Genomic DNA, 18,954 nt, shown 5'->3' with positions numbered 1-18,954 from the left:
TTCTCCTTGTCCGCCTGTCGTATCCACGGCAGCGCAGCCATCGGGCGCTGCGGGCGGAATGCTAGAATCTGCGGCTGTTTCGCGCAGTTTAGCGCTCTCCTGATTCCCCATTGCCGACCATGACCAGCGCCGACATCCGCTCCGCCTTCCTGAATTTCTTCGCGTCCAAGGGCCACCAGATCGTGGCGTCCAGTTCGCTCGTGCCGCACGAAGACCCGACGCTGCTGTTCACCAACGCCGGCATGAACCAGTTCAAGGACGTGTTCCTCGGCTTCGACAAGCGCAGCTACAACCGCGCGACCACGTCGCAGAAATGTGTGCGCGCCGGCGGCAAGCACAACGACCTGGAGAACGTCGGCTATACCGCGCGCCACCACACCTTCTTCGAAATGCTGGGCAACTTCAGCTTCGGCGACTATTTCAAGCAGGACGCCATCGATTACGCGTGGGAACTGCTGACCGGAGTGTTCAAGCTGCCGGCGGACAAGCTGTGGGTCACGGTGTACGCCGAGGACGACGAAGCCTATGCGATCTGGCGCGACCGGATCGGCGTGCCGGTCGAGCGCATCGTACGCATCGGCGACAACAAGGGCGCGCGCTACGCGTCCGACAACTTCTGGATGATGGGCGACACCGGCCCGTGCGGCCCGTGCACGGAAATCTTCTACGACCACGGTGAAGACATTCCGGGCGGCCCGCCGGGGTCCCCTGATGAAGACGGCGACCGCTACATCGAAATCTGGAACAACGTGTTCATGCAGTACAACCGCGATGAAGCCGGCGTGCTGCATCCGCTGCCCAAGCCCAGTGTCGACACCGGCATGGGGCTGGAGCGCATCGCTGCCGTGCTGCAGCATGTGCACAGCAATTACGAAATCGACCTGTTCGTCGTGCTGATCGCCGCCGCCGCGCGCGAAACGCACACCGCCGATCTCGACAATCCGTCGTTGAAGGTGCTGGCCGACCACATCCGCGCCTGTTCCTTCCTGATCGCCGATGGCGTCATCCCGGGCAACGAGGGGCGCGGCTACGTGCTGCGCCGCATCATCCGCCGCGCCATCCGTCACGGCTACAAGCTCGGCGCGCGCGCCGCGTTTTTCCACCGCATGGTGCCGGACCTGGTGGCGCAGATGGGCAGCGCCTATCCGGATCTGGCCGCGGCGCAGCAGAAGGTGATGGACGTGCTGCGGCAGGAGGAAGAGCGCTTCTTCGCGACCATCGAAAACGGCATGTCCATCCTCGAATCGGCGCTGAGCGCGCTGCCCGAGGGCACCGCACTGGATGGCGAAACCGCGTTCAAGCTGCACGACACCTACGGCTTCCCGCTCGACCTGACGGCAGACATCTGCCGTGAGCGTTCCGTCACCGTCGATCAGGCCGGCTTTGACGCCGCAATGGCTCGTCAGAAGGACCAGGCGCGCGCCGCCGGCAAGTTTCGCATGGCCACCGCGCTCGAATACGACGGCGCGGCGACCGCCTTCCACGGCTATGACAAGCTGGATGCACAGGGCAGGGTGCTGGCGCTTTACCGCGATGGCGCGCCGGTCGAGTCGCTGCACGAGGGCGAACTGGGCGTCGTGGTGCTCGACGACACGCCTTTCTATGCCGAATCCGGCGGTCAGGTCGGTGACCGCGGCGAGCTGCGCGGCGCGCAGGGCATCTTCAACGTCGAGGACACGCTGAAGATCCAGGCGGCGGTGTTCGGCCATCACGGCGTGGTTGGCACCGGCCGTCTGGCAGTCGGCGACACGGTCAGCGCGCGCGTCGATGTGCGCGCCCGCGCCGCCACCGCGCGCAACCACTCGGTCACGCACCTGATGCACAAGGCGTTGCGCGAGGTACTCGGAGAACATGTGGCGCAGAAGGGTTCGCTGGTCGATGCCGACAAGACGCGCTTCGACTTCGTGCATCACGCGCCCATGACCGACGACCAGATCGCCCGCGTCGAGCGCATCGTCAACGCGGAAATCCTCGCCAATGCGGCAACGCAGGCGCGTGTGATGTCGATCGAGGACGCGCAGAAGACCGGCGCGATGATGTTGTTCGGCGAAAAGTACGGCGACGAGGTGCGCGTGCTCGACATCGGCTCATCGCGCGAACTGTGTGGCGGCACCCACGTGGCGCGCACCGGCGACATCGGACTGTTCAAGATCACGGTCGAAGCGGGCGTCGCGGCAGGCGTGCGCCGGGTCGAGGCCATCACCGGCGAAAACGCCGTCGGCTTCGTGCAGGGACAGGACCGGCTGGTCGCGCAGGCGGCTGCGGCTTTCAAGGCGCCGCCGGCTGAACTGCCGGCCAAGATTGCGCAGACGCTGGATCACGTGCGGGTGCTGGAGAAGGAGCTGGTCCGGCTGAAGAGCAAGCTGGCATCGAGCCAGGGCGACGATCTGGCGGCGCAGGCCGTGACCATCGGCAGTGCGAAGGTGCTGGCGGCGGTGATGGAAGGCGCCGATGTGCCGGCGTTGCGCGAAACGCTGGACAAGCTGCGCGACAAGCTCGGTTCGGCTGCCATCGTGCTGGCCGCGGTCAACGACGGCAAGGTGAGTCTGATCGCCGGCGTCACGCCGGACCTGACGGCGAAGGTGAAGGCCGGCGAACTGGTCAATTTCGTTGCGGCACAGGTCGGCGGCAAGGGCGGTGGCAAGCCGGACATGGCGCAGGCCGGCGGCACGCAGCCGGAAAACCTCGCGGCGGCACTGGCCGGTGTCGCGAACTGGGTGGAGGGCAGGCTGTGATGAAACGGATGATGTTCATGGCGCTGGCGCTCGTCGCCGGCGGGCTCGTGCAGGCCGGCGAAGGCACGATGATCGAGGCGACCACCGCAACCGGCGAGAAGGTGCAGCTGATGCCGGACGGGCGCTGGAAGTTCGTCGATCAGGCGAAGCAGGCCGAGGCGAAGAAGATCGCCGACACCTACCCGGAAAACCACCTTCGGCCGGAAGGCGCGCAGGGCGGCTGGTTCGGCACCCGCGTGCTGATGCCCGGCGACAAGGACTACAACCGCGGCACGCTGAATCCGAAGATGCGCTGAATCGGCCGGCCGGCGGTCTGCATCGGCCGGCAATCGGTCAAAGTGCCAGTTCCGCTTCCGCCGCGTGTTCCGCGCAGTACTCGATGTCGGGCAGGATGGCCGTGCGGTCCAGGCCGCACAGGTCGGTGATGCTGCGGTTCAGATGCCCGGCGATGTCCTCGGGCTTGACGTCGTCATCGATTTCCGTCGCGATCTGGGCGGCGACATTGGTCAGTCGCGCGAGGCGCGTGGCGCTGTCGTGATGCGGCTGGCAGTAGTACTGCATGGCCAGGGCGACGTCATCGGGAAAGTTCCAGCGCGCCGCCAGTTCGGCGCCCACTTCGCAGTGGTTGGTATGCAGCTTCAGGTGCTCAACGGCCGCGCGCTCGCTGACGCTGAATCCATGACAGTCACTTGCGATTTCCTCGGCCATGCGCGGAAATGCGATGTGGATCATCAGCTGGCCCAGCCGGTGCATCAGGCCGGCGACGTAGGCGTTGTCGGCATTTTCGCCGGCATGGCGCGCCAGCAGTGCGTTGGCGCTGGCGGTCATCAATGCGTGGCGCCAGAAGTCCTTCAGGTCAACACCCGGTACCTTCGGAAATGCGCTGCTGACCCCGGCCGAAATGACCAGTGTGCGCAGCACGCGCGTACCGACCAGGCGGACTGCATCGTCGATCGAGCCCACCGTGCGGCGGCTGCCGTAGAAGCCCGAATTGGCAATGCGCAGCACGCGCGCGCTGATGACCGGGTCGAGCCGGATATCGGCGATCAACGGCTGCAGATCGGCATCTTCATGTTTCAGCGTGTCGATCATCTTCTGCACCACCCGTGGAATGACCGGGAGCTGCGCGGTGGCACTGAAGATGCGTTCCATTGCGTTCATGCAATCGTCCTTTGTGCGTTCTGGTTATTGGCCGAGCGTTGCCGCCCAGGTCATGGATTCGGAGGTCGCGTTCGTGAAATCGCTCAGACCGAGCGCCGGCAATCGACTGAGCGTGAGCGCGAACTCGTGCAGCGCGTTGTTCTCCCAGTTGCGCATCAGCGTAAGCAGTGCGCCGAGGTTGCCCGAGCCATCATTCAGGGCATCCTGGATTGAGGATGCCACCGTCAGGGTCTTCAGAATTTCGTCCATCCGCACGCCGAGCAGCGCCGGCAGCAGCGAAAGGATGCCAGTCAGAAAGGCGCATTCCGGGTCGCAATCACGGCTGTCGCACCTTTCCGCCAGCAGCTCCATGGTGCGGGCGCGGGTGGCCACCATTGCAAGCAGCGGGCCGCCGGCCTGCTCGCTGCCTTGCGGGCAGAACAGCAACAATTGCAGCCAGCGCTGCAACTGCGTGCGCCCGAGCAGCGTGATGGCCTCGCGCGCGGACGAAATCTGGCGGCCGCCATTGCCGATCGAGTTCGAAACCCGCATCAGGTTCACCAGCAGTGCCGGCTCCTGCTTGATCAGCGGTTCCATTTCGATCGTTTCCGCGTCGCCCATGACCAGGCCGAGCAGTCGCAGCAGCGTCGTTTCACTCGATTTCAGTGCGCGTGTGCTCAGCACGCTGGGGCGGGCGAAGAAGTAACCCTGGAAGTAGGCAAAGCCGAGTTCGTTGCAGCGCTGGGCCTGTTCGGCGCTGTCGACCTTTTCGGCCAGAAGTTTCGCCTTGTAGGGTTTGAAGCTGTTGACGATGCCTGGCAGCATGTCCGGATCAACGCCCATCAGGTCGATCTTGACGAAGGATGCGATTTCGATGAGCGGCCGGAAGTCGTCTTCCAGGCTGAGCACGTCGTCGAGCGCCAGACGGAAGCCCTTGGCCACCAGGTCCCGCGCGCGCTCGATGACCACTGGCGTCGGCGGGATCGTTTCCAGCAGTTCGATGACGATCTTGTCCGGCGGCAGCAACTCGATCGCTTCGGACATCAGCATTTCTTCGCTGACGTTGATGAAGCCGAAGGCGTTGCCGAGCGAATTTTCCAGACCCAGTTCGTTGAACACCGTGGTGATCACGCGGGCGGTTGCACTCATGTCGCTGCTGAATTCCGCATGATCCATCTGGCCCGAGCGGAACAGCAGTTCGTAGGCGTACAAGGCGCCCTTCCTGTCGAGGATGGGCTGGCGCCCGACGAAGATGGAAGTGGAGGTGTTGTTATTCGGCATGTACCGGTTTCGGCATGCCGGACTCAAGATTGAGGGTCTTGAGCTCTTATTTTGCACACGACACGAAATGTGTCACCGATTGCATCCGGTTGCAGCACCGTCGACCGATCCGCACGACCGGCCGACGGTGCTGCAACCGACTCAGAACGGCAACTTCAGGTCCGGCCGTGCGCGCAGCAACACGCTGCGGAAATCGGACTGGATGCGGGCCAGCGCGGCATCGGTGTCGGCTTCGAAGCGCAGCACGACGACCGGCGTGGTGTTCGAGGCGCGCATCAGGCCGAAACCATCGGCGTACTCGACGCGCAGGCCGTCGATCTTGATGATCTCGCGCGCGCCGTCGAACACCGCCGACTGCTGCATTTCGGCGATCAATGCATGCGGTTCGCCCTCGTTCATCTTGAGGTTGAGCTCAGGCGTCGAAATCGCGGTCGGCAGTGCCTTCAGCACGGCGTTGCCGTCCGGCGACGCGGACAGGATTTCCAGCAGTCGGGCGGCCGCGTACAGGCCGTCGTCGAAACCGAACCAGCGTTCCTTGAAGAACATGTGGCCGCTCATTTCGCCGGCCAGCGCGGCGCCGCTCTGCTTGAGCTTGGCCTTGATCAGCGCGTGACCGGTGTTCCACATGATTGGCTCGCCGCCGTGTTCGCGCACCCAGGGTGCGAGCAGACGCGTGCATTTGACGTCATAAACGATCTGCGCACCGGGCTGGCGCGACAGCACGTCGGCGGCGAACAGCATCAGCTGACGATCGGGGTAGATGATTTCGCCGTCGCGCGTGACCACGCCCAGACGGTCGCCGTCGCCGTCGAAGGCGAGACCGATTTCGGCGTCACCCGCGGCCAGCACGCGGATCAGGTCTTCCAGGTTTTCCGGCTTCGACGGATCCGGATGGTGGTTCGGGAAGTGGCCATCGACCTCGCAGAACAGCGGCGTCACCTGGCAGCCCAGGGCTTCGAACAGCTTCGGGCCGATGTCGCCGGCTACGCCGTTGCCGCAGTCGATGACGATCTTCATCGGCCGCTTGAGCTTCACGTCGGACGTCACGCGGGCGATGTAGGCATCGCGCACGTCGGCATGGCGGGTGGTGCCCACGCCATGCACCAGATCGTTCTCGATGATGCGCCGGCGCAGGTCCTGGATCATGTCGCCGTACAGCGTCTGGCCGCCGAGCACCATTTTCAGCCCGTTGTAGTCGGGCGGGTTGTGACTGCCGGTCACGCTGACCGCGCTGTCGGTGCCCAGATCGAAGGCGGCGAAGTAAGAAAGCGGTGTCGGCACGCAGCCGATGTCCAGCACGTCGACACCGGCGGCATTAATGCCGGCGGCCAGTGCGCCAGCCAGTTCGGGCCCCGACAGCCGGCCGTCACGGCCGACCGCGATGGTGCGCTGGCCGCGCTTGACGGCTTCGGAGCCAAGCGCGTGGCCGATTGCGCGAACCGCCTCCGCGGTCAGCGTCTTGTCGACGATGCCGCGGATGTCGTAGGCCTTGAAAATTTCGGGTGCGGGGAAGGACATCTGTTTTCCTTTCTCTGGATTCGGGGGCGGCACGGTGCATCGGGTGCCATGCGGCAGCGCGGCAATTATCCGTCGGCAGCCGCGAGGGTGACGCGCATCATTGCGCAGTCCGGCGCGTATTTCAGTGCGCCAACACTCATCCGCCGGTAATCAGGCGCGCGATGAAGGTGCGCGAGGCGGCCGGACGCAGCGCCTCGCGTTCGCCGTCCATCATGCCGAGGCCGAACACATACGCGTACAGCAGCAGGCTGCGGCTGGCGGCTTCATCGGCGCCGTGGCCGGCGGCGGCGAACAGTGCGGTGGCGCAGTCCAGCCGCACCGCGTCGACGGCGTCGATCACCGACTGCGCTGCAGCGTCGTGGCGCGCCCAGTCGCGGATCGCGAGTTCCACGCGCATGCCGCGCTGGTTTCGGGCCAGGCTGTAGGTGTCGATCACGTGGTGAAGTTGCGCGATCTCGTGGCCGGGCGCACATTGCGTGCGCTGCGTGATGTCGTCGATGCGGCCTGTTCGCCAGTGGTCGAGCAGGGCGTCGAGCAGCGCGCGCCGGTCCTTGAAGTGCCAGTAGAAGCTGCCCTTGGTCAGCCCGAGCTGACGCGCGAGGCTTTCGACCTTGACGCCGTCGACGCCACTGTCCGCCAGGGTCTGGGTGGCTGCGTGCAGCCAGGTGTCGCGGTCTGTCTGCGGCCGCGGCACGAGCGTTTCGGATTCCGGCATAAGGCTATTCCGCATTCGGGTATTGACCATGGATTCAGGCATACGGTAGCGTACGGAACTGGACATACGCATCCGTATGGACGCGGCAGCACCTATCGGCGCAGGAGGCGCGAACGATGAAAGCACTGGTTCCGGTCAAACGGGTGATCGATTACAACGTGAAGATCCGCGTGGCAGCCGATGGCAGCGGCGTGGAAACCGCCAATGTGAAGATGTCGATGAATCCGTTCGACGAAATCGCGGTGGAAGAGGCGGTGCGGCTGCGCGAGGCCGGTACGGTGAGCGAGGTGGTTGTCGTGTCCTGCGGGACTTCTGCTTGCCAGGACACCTTGCGTGCCGCGATGGCGATCGGCGCCGACCGCGCCATCCTGGTCGGTACCGAGGTCGAACTGCAGCCGCTCGCGGTGGCCAAGCTGCTTGCCGCGGTGGCGAAGCGCGAGGCGCCGCAGTTGATCTTCTGCGGCAAGCAGGCCATCGACGACGACGCCAACCAGACCGGTCAGATGCTGGCCGCGCTGCTCGGCTGGGGACAGGCGACCTTCGCATCGAAGGTGCAACTGGCCGACGGTCGCGCCGTGGTCACGCGCGAGATCGACGGCGGGCTGGAGACGGTCAGCGTCGCGCTGCCGGCGCTGATCAGCACCGACCTGCGCCTGAACGAGCCGCGCTATGCCAGCCTGCCCAACATCATGAAGGCGAAGAAGAAGCCGCTCGATACGCTGACGCCCGACGAACTGGGCGTGGACGTGAAGCCGCGCCTGACGACGCTGAGCGTTGCCGAACCGCCGAAGCGGCAGGCCGGCGTGAAAGTGGCCGACGTTGCCGAACTGGTGGCGAAGCTTCGCAATGAAGCCAAAGTGCTGCGCTGAGGAATCCCTGACATGAACATTCTGGTCATTGCCGAACACGACAACGCCGCGCTGCGTCCGGCGACGCTGAACACGATTGCCGCCGCCTCCAGGATCGGTGGCGACATCACCGTACTGGTCGCCGGCCGGGGCTGCGCCGCCGCAGCGAGCGCCGCGGCGGCGGTCGCTGGCGTTACGAAGGTGCTGGTGGCCGACGCGCCGCAGTTCGAACACGCGCTGGCGGAAGACGTGGCCGCGCTGGTGCTGACGCTGGCGGCCGGGTACACCCACCTGCTGGCGCCGGCCAGCAGCTTCGGCAAGAACTTCATGCCGCGCGTCGCGGCGCTGCTCGACGTCGCTCAGGTGTCGGACATCGTAGCGGTCGAGTCGGCAGACACCTTCGTGCGCCCGATCTACGCCGGCAATGCGCTGGCCACGGTGCAGAGCCGCGACGCGACCAAGGTCATCACGGTGCGGGCGACCGCATTCGATCCGGCGCCGGCTGCCGGCGGCAGCGCGGCAGTCGAAGCCATCCAGCCACCGGCAGCGACCGGGCTGGCGACTTTCGTGTCGCAGGAACTGTCTAAGTCGGTGCGCCCCGAACTCGGCTCGGCACGCGTCGTCGTGTCCGGCGGACGCGGGCTCGGCAGCGGTGAGGCCTACCACAGCGTGCTCGAACCGCTGGCCGACAAACTCGGTGCGGCGCTCGGTGCCAGCCGTGCCGCGGTCGATTCGGGCTATGCGCCGAACGATTACCAGGTCGGTCAGACCGGCAAGATCGTCGCCCCCGATCTCTATATTGCCGTCGGTCTTTCGGGTGCCATCCAGCACCTGGCCGGCATGAAGGAATCGAAGGTGATCGTCGCCATCAACAAGGACGCCGACGCGCCGATCTTCCAGGTCGCCGACTACGGCCTGGTCGGCGACCTGTTCGAACTGGTGCCGAAACTGGTTGCGGAGCTGGGGTAGCCTGCGCCTGACAGTCTCCCGGAGGTCGCCAGTGTCGCTGTCGCGTCGTGGTAGCGTCTTTCGCCGCGGCGATCCGCAGCGCAGCATCAACGGGCCGGCAGCGCCCCGGAGGAGTGAGCCATGAGTGAATACATTGCCCCGCTGCGCGACATGCGTTTCGCGCTGGAACTGGCCGCGCTGGCCGAAGTGGTGGCGCTGCCCGGGCTGGAGGATTCGAGCCCCGACGTGGTCGATGCCGTGCTCGACGAGGCCGCGCGCTTCACCTCCGAAGTCCTGTCGCCGCTGAACTGGATCGGCGATCGCGCCGGCGCCACGCTGGGCGCCGATGGCCGCGTGACGCTGCCGGAGGGCTTCAACGACGCCTACCGGCAGTACGCGGAGAACGGCTGGAACGGCATGGGCTGCGACCCGGCACACGGCGGAGCGGGCATGCCGCATGTGGTGGTCGCGATGATCCAGGAAATGGTGATGGGCGCGAACATGGCATTTTCGCTGTGCCCGCTGCTGACCGCCGGCGCCATCGAAGCGCTGTCGCTGTGTGGTTCGGATGAACAGAAGCACCTGTATCTGGACCGGATGGTGAGCGGCGAATGGACCGGCACCATGAACCTGACCGAGCCGCAGGCCGGCTCCGACCTTGCCGCCGTGCGCACCCGCGCCGAGCCGCAGGCAGACGGCAGCTACCGTGTGTTCGGCCAGAAGATCTACATCACCTTCGGCGAACACGAACTGGCCGACAACATCGTGCATCTGGTACTGGCACGCACGCCGGGCGCACCTGATGGGGTCAAGGGTATTTCGCTGTTCATCGTGCCCAAGTTCGTTCCCGACGCCGACGGCAGGCCGGGCGCGCGCAACGACGTGCGCTGCGTGTCGCTGGAGCACAAACTGGGCATCCATGCCAGTCCGACCTGTGTCATGGCCTACGGCGACGACGGTGGCGCGGTCGGCTGGCTGTGCGGCGACGAGAATCGCGGCATCGAATACATGTTCATCATGATGAATGCCGCGCGTTACGCGGTCGGCCTGCAGGGCATCGCGGTCGCCGAGCGCGCGCTGCAGCGCGCGATGGACTATGCGCGCGAGCGGGTGCAGGGTACCGAAGCGGGCGTGAAGTCGGGCGAGCGCGTCGCCATCATCCGCCACCCGGATGTGCGTCGCATGCTCATGCTGATGAAGTCGCAGGTCGAGGCGATGCGCGCGCTGGCCGCCGTGACGGCGGCGTCGCTGGACCGCGCCGAACATGACCCCGACCCGGAGGCGCGTTCGCGCGCGCAGGGTTTCGTCGAACTGATGATTCCGCTGGTCAAGGGCTGGAGCACCGAAACCGCCAACGACATCGCCTCACTGGGCGTGCAGGTGCATGGCGGCATGGGCTACGTCGAGGAAACCGGTGCCGCGCAGTACCTGCGCGACGCACGCATCACCACGATCTACGAAGGTACGACGGCCATCCAGGCCAACGATCTGGTCGGCCGCAAGATCGCGCGTGACGGCGGCAGCGCCGCCCGCGCGGTGATCGCCGACATGCATGCGCAGTGCGCTGCGCTGGACGCGACCGGTGACGCGGCGCTGGCCGTGATCGCAGCCGCCCTGCGCGACGCGGCGCAGGCGCTGGAGCGCGGCGTGGGCTTCGTGGTCGGACACTTCCGCAGCGATATGCGTGCCGTGCTGGCTGGGGCCGTACCGCTGCTCGGGCTGTTCGGCCGCGCCGCCGGCGGCTGGCAGATGGCGCGTGCGGCGCTGCTGTCGCATCGTCATCTGGCCGGCGGCAGCGACGACGCAGACTTCCATCGCGCCAAGATCGTCAGCGCCCGCTTCTACGCCGACCATGTGCTGAGCCAGTGTGCCGGACTGGCGCATGTCGTGTGTCAGGGGGCAGTCGCGACGCTGGACGAGTCGCTGGACTGACATCGGCACCTTCCGGCGTTCGCTCGCCGCAGCCCTTCCTGCTGCTGCGACCACAGTCAATGCAGTGCGCCCTGTGGGAGCGGCCCCTGTGGGAGCAGCGGCCTGTGGGAGCGGCTGTGGGAGCGGCGGCCTCGCCGCGATCAGTGCCGCGATGGTCGTTGTGCAGCGTGCGTATCGCGGCGAGGCCGCCGCTCCCACAGCCCAGGAGCACAGCCCAGGAGCACAGCCCCGGAGCACCGCCCAGGAGCACAGCCCAGGAGCACAGCCCAGGCGCACAGCCCAGGAGCACAGCCCAGGAGCACAGCCCCGGAGCACCGCCCAGGAGCACAGCCCAGGAGCACAGCCCAGGCGCACAGCCCAGGAGCACAGCCCAGGAGCACAGCCCCGGAGCACAGCCCAGGAGCACAGCCCAGGAGCACAGCCCAGGAGCACAGCCCAGGAGCACAGCCCAGGAGCACAGCCCAGGAGCACAGCCCAGGAGCACAGCCCAGGAGCACAGCCCAGGAGCACAGTCCAGGAGCACAGCCCTGAACCCTGCAGTTCCCTTCGCAGGCCCCGTTCCCGTCAGTCCGCCGACGTGGTGTCGTCGTCCGGCGCCTTCTGCTTCGCCTTCTCTGCCTTGGCTGCACGGTCGGCGACCAGCATCCGGGCGCGCGATTCCGGGGTTTCGAGGCTGACGCGGCCGATGGCGCCGTCGCGGTAGTCCTGCAGCAGGGTGAACGACGCCTTCTCGTAATCCGGCGCGCCGCCCTTGATGCGGTAGCCGCGCCGCGCGGCGATGTGCTGGATGACCGACACGCCGTCCATGTCCGGCGTGCAGCCGTAGCGGGCGGTCATCAGTGCCGGATACTTCGCCTGCAGCAGGTTGCCGAGAAAGGTCGCCACCTCTTCGTCGATGATGGCGTTGCGGCCGATGGCATGGCTGGCCGCCAGCATCAGGCCGTCGCTTTCATGCTCGATCTTCGGCCACATCAGGCCCGGCGTGTCGTACAGCGTGAGCCGCGGCGTCAGGTGGATGCGCTGGATGCTCTTGGTGATCGCCGGCTCGTCGCCGGTCGCGGCGACATGCTTCTTCACCAGCGCATTCATCAGCGTCGACTTGCCGACGTTCGGGATGCCCATGATGATGAGGCGCAGCGGTTTGAGGTTGTCGTCACGATGCGGTGCGAGCGATTGCGCCAGCTGTTCGATGCGCTTCGCGTCGCCCGGCTTGCGTGCCGAAATCGAGACTGCCTTCGTGTTCGGCTGGGCGTTGAAATGCTTCAGCCAGGCCGCCGTCGCTTCCGGGTCGGCCAGATCGGCCTTGTTCAGCAGTTTCAGGCACGGCCGGTTGCGATGCGTGCGGATGGCGTGGATCAGCGGATTGCTGCTCGCGTCGGGCAGACGTGCGTCGAGCACCTCGACCACCACGTCGACCGACTTCATCGCGTCGGTCGCGTGCTTGCGCGCGGCGGTCATGTGACCGGGGAACCACTGGATGGACATGTGAGACAGACAACGGAATAAGGCCACCATTCTACCGGTCGACCGGCTGCGGGCGCCGCGCTGCACAATCTCTTGTCGCAGCGCCAGGGCGACCGTGATTGAATGGCGGTGGAGCCTAGGAGAGAACCATGCTGGTCCGACTGATCTACGCAAGCCGCGTCCAGCCCGACGTCGGGCCGGGCGACATCGAACATATCCTGCAGGTGTCGCAGGCGAACAATGCGCGGGACGGCATCACCGGCGCCCTGTGCTACACCGGCAGCGTGTTCCTGCAATGCCTGGAAGGCGGCCGCGATCAGGTGAATGCGGCCTATCACCGCATCGTGGCCGATGCGCGGCACCGCGATCCGCTTCTGGTGGGGCTCAAGGAAATCGCGCAGCGCGACTTCACCGACTGGGGCATGGGGTACGTCGGCTACACCGCCGAGAACCGGGCGCTGTTCCTGAAGTATTGCCCGCGCCCGGAATTCGATCCCTACACGATGTCGGCGGCGTCGGTCGAGGCGCTGTTTCAGGCGCTCATCGGTGTGGCGCGCTGGAAATCAGCGCGCTGACCCTGGCGCGTTGCACAGCGCCAGGGAAGCGCCGAGCAGCGCAGCGCCGGAGTCGGCGTCGGCCTGCACCAGTGCCACGCCAAGATCGGTGCGCTTCCAGGCCGGGTCGAGCGCAATATCGCGCATGAGATTGAAACGCCCCTGTGCGTCCGGCGTGAACGGGCCGATCAGGGTGCGCACGACGAAGTCGTGCTGCAAGGTACGCCCCGCGTTCTCGCCACCTGAAATCTTCGACGCCAGCATGCGCTCGTACACGGCGACGTAACCCACCGTGGCGCCCGGCAGCGTGGTGCGCGCATCGACCTTGAGCACATTGCCGCGCAGATCGAGCGAAAGCATCACGTCGGCGGCCGGTTCCGGCGACTTGCGCGCCAGCATCGAACGCACCGTGTCGGCCGAACGCCAGCCGCGGAAGTCGTCTCCAGCCAGCCTGACCTGCGGCGTATAGACCACGCTGCCCCCCTCGGCGCGTGCCAGCCGGCGCTGTCGTGCCGAATGGGCGCCGGACGAGTACGGGTCACGCCAGCCCAGGTAATCCCAGTAATCGACATGGAAGGCCAGCGGCACGATGAGCTGCGCGTCGGCCGCCTGTTTCAGCGAACGCAGCCAGTCGTCGGCCGGCGGGCAACTGCTGCAGCCCTGCGACGTGTAGAGCTCGACCACCGGTACCCAGCTGCGGGTGGCCTGGCAGGGTGGTGCGCTCTGTGCGAGCACGAAAGGAGGAAGCGCGGCAGCCAGCAGGCCAGGCAGGACAAGACGCAGCGACATGGACGGTCTCCGGCAATGAGTATGCGCAGATGACCGGTGTCGATACGTCGTCCTTACGTGTCCTGTGCGGCGCGCTCGTGTCATCGGACCGGGCGCGGCATCATTACCTCGGGCGGCGACGCAGCAGCCCGACGACTGCCAGCCCGCCCAACATCGACAGCCAGATCGATGGCTCGGGCACCGGTGCCGCAGCGAGATTGGCCGCCGCCATCTGCGCACCGATGTAACGGCCGACCTCGCCGGCACCCTCCGGATCTGCTTCGTCGAACGGCTGGGCTTCGTGATCCTCGGGATTGTAGGCGCCGAGATATTCATAGAACTCGTAGCGCCGGATGATCGATTTCTTGCCGCCCAGGTCGCCGGCGAGCGGTTTTTCCAGCAGCAGTTCGTCGCCTTCGCCGTCGTCCTTGCCTTCCGGCTTCGCCTGGAACAGCACCCATTCGATTTCGGTTTCCGACTGTTCGCGCGGCACGACTTCGTTGTCGCTCAGCAACTCTTCAAGTTCCACCTCGCGCTCGATTTCGGTCGTGTAGACCTTGACCCACTGCGCTTCGCCATACTGTTCGTGGTTCTCCGCGGGTTCCGGCGCAATCACCGCCTGCACGATGGGCACGGCGGCCGGCTGACCCGGATCGGCCGGCGCCGGATCGATGACCTGCCAGACCGGTGCAGCGATCAGCACATTGCCGCCGACCGGCGTGATCTGTCCGGTTGCCGCATCACCCTTGAGCCAGCGGTAGGTGGTGCTGGTCGCGTTCTTGTTGAGACCCAGACCGAAGTGCTCGCAGCCGCTGCCCGCGTAGCCGGCACCTCCGCCCGACCAGCAGCTGTGGCCGTCGGTCGGCGAAAAGCTCGTTGGGACGGGCGTCGCGGTCATGAAAGCGCCATTGGCAATATCGTAGGCACTGAGATAGCGCACGAAGATGCCGCCGGCGAAGGTGTCGATACGCGGACTGCCGTAGCGGTTGTAGTCGCCGCCGAATGTGTAGGTCACGTCCGAACCGGACACCCCATGAAGTTCGATCTCGAAGCCATGGGTTTCCGAACCGGTGTCGTTGTAGACGTCGAAGTTGCTCAGGCTGCCGTAGAAGTTGGGGCTGGCAATGGCCGCGCCGGTACTGCCGGCGAGCAGTGCCGCAGCGATCCAGCGGGTGTTGTGGGATGACCTCTTGTTCACGTTTTTATCCTTGTGTTTGATTGGTTGGCGTCGGCAGCGCGCGTGGCGCGAGTCTGCAGACGTGGAGCAATCGTCGTACGCGGACAAAAACCCTGCATTAAGTAGGGGTTAACGACATTCCGATGCATTCACCGTGCGCGGTCGAATTGCGAACGTTTTCAATCGAATGGCTGGGCCATGGGTTCCCGCCGGCTTGCGGTTCGATGCGGCGGAAGCAGGCGCAGCGGTGGCGAGGCCGGGCGCTCGCGGGTGTGCTCTGCCGCCTCAGGCGTACTCGACCGAACCGTCCGAGCGCGGATCGGCGGCACCTTCGATGCGGCCGTCGGCGTGGCGAACGATGAGGCCGGCATGGCCGGCGCTTTCGTCGAACTCGAGCAGCGACTCGACCACATGACCCCGCTGGCGCAGCGCGTCGAACACTTCGGGCGCAAAGCGCGACTCCAGTTTGAGGGTGTCGCTGTCCGAGCCCCAGGTACGGCCGAGCAACCAGCGCGGCGCCGCGACAGCGGCCGTCACGTCGTCGCCGAACAGCAGGTGGCGCAGCAGCACGGCGGCCTGGAACTGCGGCTGTCCGTCGCCACCCATCGAACCATAGACGACCGTGCGCCCGTCAGTCAGCTGGGCGATCGGCGGGTTGAGCGTATGGAACGGCTTGCGACAGGGTTCCAGTGCGTTGAGCGCGCCGGTCGCCAGCGAAAAGCTGATGCCGCGGTTCTGCCACAGCACGCCGGTGTCGCCGGCGATCACGCCACTTCCGAACTCGTGGTAGATGCTCTGGATGAAGCTCACAGCGCGGCCTTCGGCGTCGACCACACCCAGCCACACCGTATCGCCCGGCGCGCCGCTGACCCAGCCACCGGCGCGCTGCAAGTCGATGCTGTCGGCCAGCATGTCGAGGCAGTCGTCCGACAGCAGCGACTGCGCGTCTGTGCGCATGCGCGCCGGATCGGTCAGGTGACGGTCGCGGATCACGAAGGCCTGGCGCGTCGCCTCGACCACGCGATGGATGAATTCGGCAGACTGGCCATGCAGTCCGTCGAGCCCGAGACGGTCGAGCTGACCGAGTATCAGCAGCGACAGCAGACCCTGGGTGGGTGGTGGTGTGTTGTAAACATGGCCAAGGCTGTGCGCGAGCTTCAACGGCGTGCGCCATTGCGCGCGATGCGTCAGGAAGTCGGACAGCCGCAACGGGCTGCCGGCGGCTCCCAACGCGGAGGCCATGCGGCGCGCCAGGTCGCCGCGGTAGAAATCTTCGAGCCCGGCGCGCGCCAGCTGGGCGAGCGTGTCGGCCAGACGTGGCTGGCACAGCACGTCGCCGGCCTGCGGTACCGTTTTGTCCGGCATGAAATGTGCGGCGAAGCCGGGCTGATGGCGCAGTTCGTCCTGCTTCGCGCGCAGGCCGCGTGCCAGGCTGCGCGAAACCGGCGTGCCGGTCCGCGCATGGTGTTCGGCATCGCGCAGCAGGCGCGACAGCGGGAGGCACCCACCCGCCTGAGCCGCCGCTTCAAGCGCCAGCTGCCAGCCCGACACCGTGCCGGCCATCGTCAGTGCGGCCAGCGGACCTCTTGTCGGCAGGCGGTTGCGGACGTCGTGGTCGGCGTACCAGGTACGACTGGCGATCACCGCCGCGGCGCCGCAGGCGTCGATCGCGCGCGGCGGCTGGCCCGGTTCGGCGATCAGCCAGAAGCCGTCGCCGCCAAGCGCGTTCATGTGCGGATAGACGACGGCGATCGTCGCGGCCGCGGCGATCATGGCTTCGATCGCGTTGCCGCCTTCGCGCAGTACGTCGCGCGCCGATTCGCTGGCCAGGTGATGGGGGGCGACCGCGATGCCGCGGGCAGTGGGTTTCATCGGGGCATCTCCATGGGCGGCCGCACAGGCGGGTTCTAATGCCCCTGTATGGTGCATCAAGCGGCATCGCCTGCGCGGTTTTCAATGATTTTCCCAGGCAAACGGCCGCCTGAACACGGTTACAGTCTGCATGCGGGCATCGCGGCTGGCGGCATGCATCTTGCGTCCTGCAATCATCTTCGACGGCATACTGCGCCATATCTGCATACGGAAAGTATCGATGCGTCACAAGTATTCGCTGTCTGCCTGGCGTAACCGACTGCGGCTTGCCTGGTTCGATTTCAAGTCGCCGACCCTGCGCCGGCGCAATCAGGCCTATTTCAAGGTATGGCTCGGCCGTCTCGTGCTGTGGGGCGGTGCGGTCGTGGTGGGCATGCTGGCGGTCGGCTTCGCGCAGTTGTCCGACCTGGCCATTCATTACTTCCGTGCCATGGCAAGCGAGAATCCGTGGTGGCCGTTCCTGCTGACGCCGCTCGGCGGCGCGCTGTGCGTGTGGGCGACGCGGCGCTGGTTTCCGGGTGCCGAGGGCAGCGGCATTCCACAGACCATCGCCGAAATGTCACGACCGGAAGACCGCAGCTGGAAGCCGCTGCTGTCGCTGCGCATCATTGTCGGCAAGATCGTCATCGGCACAGCGGCCGTCGGCAGCGGGTTTTCGCTTGGCCGCGAAGGTCCGACCGTGCAGATCGGTGCATCGATGCTCAATGCGTTGCACCGTCTGTTGCCGGGCGGTCTGCACATTCCGCGCACCCACATGCTGGTTGCCGGCGGCGCCGCCGGCATTGCTGCGGCCTTCAACACACCGCTGGCGGGCATTGTGTTCGCCATTGAAACGCTTTCGCGCAATGTCGAGTCGCGCATGAGCGGTCTCATCATCACTGCCATCGTGCTGGCCGGCATCGTGTCGCAGGCCTTTCTCGGCAAGGCGAGTTACTTCGGCCAGATCGCCATCGCCGGTACCGACCGCGAAATGGCGCTTGCCGTGGCGATCACCGCGCTGGTGTGCGGCGTCGCGGGCGGCCTGTTCTCGCGCATGCTCATCATCAGTTCCACGTCGTGGAAGGGACGGATGGCGGATTATCGACGCGACCATCCGATCCGATTTGCCGCCGCCTGCGGCGTGCTGGTCGCCTCACTCGGCTACGTCACCGGCGGCAGCAGCTTCGGCAGCGGCTATGGCGAAACCCGTGCGCTGCTCGAAGGCGACACGTCGCTCGAGTGGTACTACGGCCCGGCCAAATTCCTCGCCACGCTGATCGCCTACCTGTCCGGTCTGCCGGGCGGCATCTTTGCGCCCAGCCTGGCGATCGGTGCCGGCATCGGTCACGATCTCGCGCCGCTGATCGGCCAGCAGGACGCGCCGGGCATGCTGCTGGTGCTGTGCATGGCCGGCTTTCTCGCCGCGGTGACCCAGTCGCCGATCACCTCCTTCATCATCGTGATGGAAATGGTCGACGGCTATTCGGTGGTGATCGGCCTGATGGCGGTATCGCTGCTGTCATCGGGGGTATCGCGCATCTTCAGCCAGCCGCTGTATGAAACGGTGGCGCGGCACATGGTGGCGCGCAACGGCGGCGCTGGGGGCACCGGCAGACCGGATGCGGGCAATACGCCGGGCGCCGCGCCACCCGGCTAGAGAAGAGGCGAGCCGCTCCAAGCCTCGTCTATCGTCGGCCGCACGCTGATCCGTCGCAGCGGTTCAGCGCACCGGGGGTGGTGCGTACTCGAGCGGCCCGAATGACCGCCAACCGGCGGGAATCACCGAACACAGCGCGAATCGCTGGCCGTTGGTGACGATGATCAGATGTTCGCGGCTAGCCGTGGCGATTACATCGGCCACATAGTCGTCCGGTGCCACGTTGCGCATGGCTATCGTCGTCTGGGCATCGGGATGGCGCCCGCCACCGTCCGCAGGAAGGATCGGCTTGTTGCGGTCGTGCGCCGGGTGCTTTGCAGTGCGTGTGTTTTTGCTGCGACTGGCCTGGCTCATGGTCGCCCCGCT

At 66.2% G+C, this 18,954-nt stretch carries 16 protein-coding genes; 7 read left to right on the top strand and 9 right to left on the bottom strand.

What is annotated here, in order from left to right:
* The first annotated feature begins 119 nt into the window (after positions 1 to 119).
* Together alaS and NMQ16_RS02305 are read left to right on the top strand one after the other, a co-directional pair.
* On the top strand, positions 120 to 2,735 hold the full coding sequence (gene alaS, locus NMQ16_RS02310; protein WP_257078863.1) for an alanine--tRNA ligase: 2,616 nt from the start codon (positions 120 to 122) through the stop codon (positions 2,733 to 2,735).
* Positions 2,735 to 3,031, top strand: coding sequence for a hypothetical protein (locus NMQ16_RS02305; protein WP_257078862.1), 297 nt, complete (start codon positions 2,735 to 2,737; stop codon positions 3,029 to 3,031). Before alaS ends, NMQ16_RS02305 begins: the two co-directional genes overlap by 1 nt.
* 37 nt (positions 3,032 to 3,068) lie before the next feature.
* On the opposite strand, the gene NMQ16_RS02300 is transcribed toward NMQ16_RS02305, so the two are convergent.
* The 4 genes from NMQ16_RS02300 to NMQ16_RS02285 form a co-directional block, all read right to left on the bottom strand.
* Positions 3,069 to 3,896: an HDOD domain-containing protein gene (locus tag NMQ16_RS02300; RefSeq protein WP_257078861.1), complete on the bottom strand. Its 828-nt coding sequence runs from the start codon at positions 3,894 to 3,896 to the stop codon at positions 3,069 to 3,071.
* 24 nt (positions 3,897 to 3,920) lie between these two features.
* Positions 3,921 to 5,156 (bottom strand): EAL and HDOD domain-containing protein, encoded by a 1,236-nt coding sequence (locus NMQ16_RS02295; protein WP_257078860.1) that lies wholly within the window; start codon positions 5,154 to 5,156, stop codon positions 3,921 to 3,923.
* A gap of 141 nt (positions 5,157 to 5,297) precedes the next feature.
* Positions 5,298 to 6,674 carry a phosphomannomutase/phosphoglucomutase gene (locus NMQ16_RS02290; protein ID WP_257078859.1) on the bottom strand — a complete coding sequence of 459 codons (1,377 nt, stop codon included), beginning with the start codon at positions 6,672 to 6,674 and terminating at the stop codon, positions 5,298 to 5,300.
* A gap of 136 nt (positions 6,675 to 6,810) precedes the next feature.
* A complete protein-coding gene (locus NMQ16_RS02285; protein WP_257078858.1) occupies positions 6,811 to 7,389 on the bottom strand; it encodes a TetR/AcrR family transcriptional regulator in 579 nt (192 codons plus the stop codon).
* Between the two features lie 116 nt (positions 7,390 to 7,505).
* On the opposite strand from NMQ16_RS02285, the gene NMQ16_RS02280 reads away from it, so the two are divergent.
* The 3 genes from NMQ16_RS02280 to NMQ16_RS02270 all read left to right on the top strand — a co-directional run bounded on the left by NMQ16_RS02280 (position 7,506) and on the right by NMQ16_RS02270 (position 11,117).
* Complete coding sequence (locus tag NMQ16_RS02280) at positions 7,506 to 8,258, top strand: electron transfer flavoprotein subunit beta/FixA family protein (RefSeq protein WP_257078857.1); 753 nt, start codon at positions 7,506 to 7,508, stop codon at positions 8,256 to 8,258.
* Positions 8,259 to 8,270: 12 nt separating this feature from the next.
* Positions 8,271 to 9,206 carry an electron transfer flavoprotein subunit alpha/FixB family protein gene (locus NMQ16_RS02275; protein WP_257078856.1) on the top strand — a complete coding sequence of 312 codons (936 nt, stop codon included), beginning with the start codon at positions 8,271 to 8,273 and terminating at the stop codon, positions 9,204 to 9,206.
* Between the two features lie 120 nt (positions 9,207 to 9,326).
* The gene (locus NMQ16_RS02270) at positions 9,327 to 11,117 is read left to right on the top strand and encodes an acyl-CoA dehydrogenase (protein ID WP_257078855.1); all 1,791 of its coding nucleotides are present in this window, start codon (positions 9,327 to 9,329) and stop codon (positions 11,115 to 11,117) included.
* Positions 11,118 to 11,681: 564 nt separating this feature from the next.
* Here NMQ16_RS02270 and ylqF read toward each other — a convergent pair.
* A complete protein-coding gene (gene ylqF, locus NMQ16_RS02265) occupies positions 11,682 to 12,602 on the bottom strand; it encodes a ribosome biogenesis GTPase YlqF (RefSeq protein ID WP_257078854.1) in 921 nt (306 codons plus the stop codon).
* Positions 12,603 to 12,730: 128 nt separating this feature from the next.
* Here ylqF and NMQ16_RS02260 point away from each other — a divergent pair, with 128 nt between their 5' ends.
* The gene (locus NMQ16_RS02260; protein ID WP_257078853.1) at positions 12,731 to 13,156 is read left to right on the top strand and encodes a BLUF domain-containing protein; all 426 of its coding nucleotides are present in this window, start codon (positions 12,731 to 12,733) and stop codon (positions 13,154 to 13,156) included.
* On the opposite strand, the gene NMQ16_RS02255 is transcribed toward NMQ16_RS02260, so the two are convergent.
* The 3 genes from NMQ16_RS02255 to NMQ16_RS02245 all read right to left on the bottom strand — a co-directional run bounded on the left by NMQ16_RS02255 (position 13,145) and on the right by NMQ16_RS02245 (position 16,952).
* Entirely contained in the window at positions 13,145 to 13,924 is a 780-nt protein-coding gene (locus tag NMQ16_RS02255; protein ID WP_257078852.1) for a thioredoxin family protein, read from the bottom strand. The genes NMQ16_RS02260 and NMQ16_RS02255 overlap by 12 nt on opposite strands.
* A gap of 103 nt (positions 13,925 to 14,027) precedes the next feature.
* Complete coding sequence (locus tag NMQ16_RS02250; protein WP_257078851.1) at positions 14,028 to 15,101, bottom strand: PEP-CTERM sorting domain-containing protein; 1,074 nt, start codon at positions 15,099 to 15,101, stop codon at positions 14,028 to 14,030.
* A 264-nt stretch (positions 15,102 to 15,365) separates the two neighbouring features.
* Positions 15,366 to 16,952: a gamma-glutamyltransferase family protein gene (locus NMQ16_RS02245; RefSeq protein WP_257078850.1), complete on the bottom strand. Its 1,587-nt coding sequence runs from the start codon at positions 16,950 to 16,952 to the stop codon at positions 15,366 to 15,368.
* Between the two features lie 220 nt (positions 16,953 to 17,172).
* On the opposite strand from NMQ16_RS02245, the gene NMQ16_RS02240 reads away from it, so the two are divergent.
* Positions 17,173 to 18,588, top strand: a complete 1,416-nt coding sequence (locus tag NMQ16_RS02240; protein WP_257078849.1) for a chloride channel protein — start codon at positions 17,173 to 17,175, stop codon at positions 18,586 to 18,588.
* A 63-nt stretch (positions 18,589 to 18,651) separates the two neighbouring features.
* Here the strand turns inward: NMQ16_RS02240 and NMQ16_RS02235 are convergent, their stop codons facing one another.
* Positions 18,652 to 18,942, bottom strand: coding sequence for a hypothetical protein (locus NMQ16_RS02235; protein WP_257078848.1), 291 nt, complete (start codon positions 18,940 to 18,942; stop codon positions 18,652 to 18,654).
* Between the last annotated feature and the right edge of the window lie 12 nt (positions 18,943 to 18,954).

It is taken from the genome of Methyloversatilis sp. XJ19-49 (assembly GCF_024580145.1).
GTDB lineage: Bacteria > Pseudomonadota > Gammaproteobacteria > Burkholderiales > Rhodocyclaceae > Methyloversatilis.
The sequence above is the reverse complement of the archived record's forward strand: the minus strand, read 5'-3'. Positions and strand labels throughout refer to the sequence as shown.

Excerpts from the sequence above, each read along its gene's own strand:
- NMQ16_RS02280 (WP_257078857.1), top strand. The coding sequence starts at position 7,506 with ATGAAAGCACTGGTTCCGGTCAAACGGGTGATCGATTACAACGTGAAG.
- NMQ16_RS02305 (WP_257078862.1), top strand. The coding sequence starts at position 2,735 with ATGAAACGGATGATGTTCATGGCGCTGGCGCTCGTCGCCGGCGGGCTC.
- NMQ16_RS02285 (WP_257078858.1), bottom strand. The coding sequence starts at position 7,389 with ATGCCGGAATCCGAAACGCTCGTGCCGCGGCCGCAGACAGACCGCGAC.
- NMQ16_RS02260 (WP_257078853.1), top strand. The coding sequence starts at position 12,731 with ATGCTGGTCCGACTGATCTACGCAAGCCGCGTCCAGCCCGACGTCGGG.
- NMQ16_RS02235 (WP_257078848.1), bottom strand. The coding sequence starts at position 18,942 with ATGAGCCAGGCCAGTCGCAGCAAAAACACACGCACTGCAAAGCACCCG.
- NMQ16_RS02275 (WP_257078856.1), top strand. The coding sequence starts at position 8,271 with ATGAACATTCTGGTCATTGCCGAACACGACAACGCCGCGCTGCGTCCG.
- alaS (WP_257078863.1), top strand. The coding sequence starts at position 120 with ATGACCAGCGCCGACATCCGCTCCGCCTTCCTGAATTTCTTCGCGTCC.
- NMQ16_RS02255 (WP_257078852.1), bottom strand. The coding sequence starts at position 13,924 with ATGTCGCTGCGTCTTGTCCTGCCTGGCCTGCTGGCTGCCGCGCTTCCT.
- ylqF (WP_257078854.1), bottom strand. The coding sequence starts at position 12,602 with ATGTCCATCCAGTGGTTCCCCGGTCACATGACCGCCGCGCGCAAGCAC.
- NMQ16_RS02270 (WP_257078855.1), top strand. The coding sequence starts at position 9,327 with ATGAGTGAATACATTGCCCCGCTGCGCGACATGCGTTTCGCGCTGGAA.
- NMQ16_RS02290 (WP_257078859.1), bottom strand. The coding sequence starts at position 6,674 with ATGTCCTTCCCCGCACCCGAAATTTTCAAGGCCTACGACATCCGCGGC.
- NMQ16_RS02295 (WP_257078860.1), bottom strand. The coding sequence starts at position 5,156 with ATGCCGAATAACAACACCTCCACTTCCATCTTCGTCGGGCGCCAGCCC.
- NMQ16_RS02245 (WP_257078850.1), bottom strand. The coding sequence starts at position 16,952 with ATGAAACCCACTGCCCGCGGCATCGCGGTCGCCCCCCATCACCTGGCC.
- NMQ16_RS02300 (WP_257078861.1), bottom strand. The coding sequence starts at position 3,896 with ATGAACGCAATGGAACGCATCTTCAGTGCCACCGCGCAGCTCCCGGTC.
- NMQ16_RS02240 (WP_257078849.1), top strand. The coding sequence starts at position 17,173 with ATGCGTCACAAGTATTCGCTGTCTGCCTGGCGTAACCGACTGCGGCTT.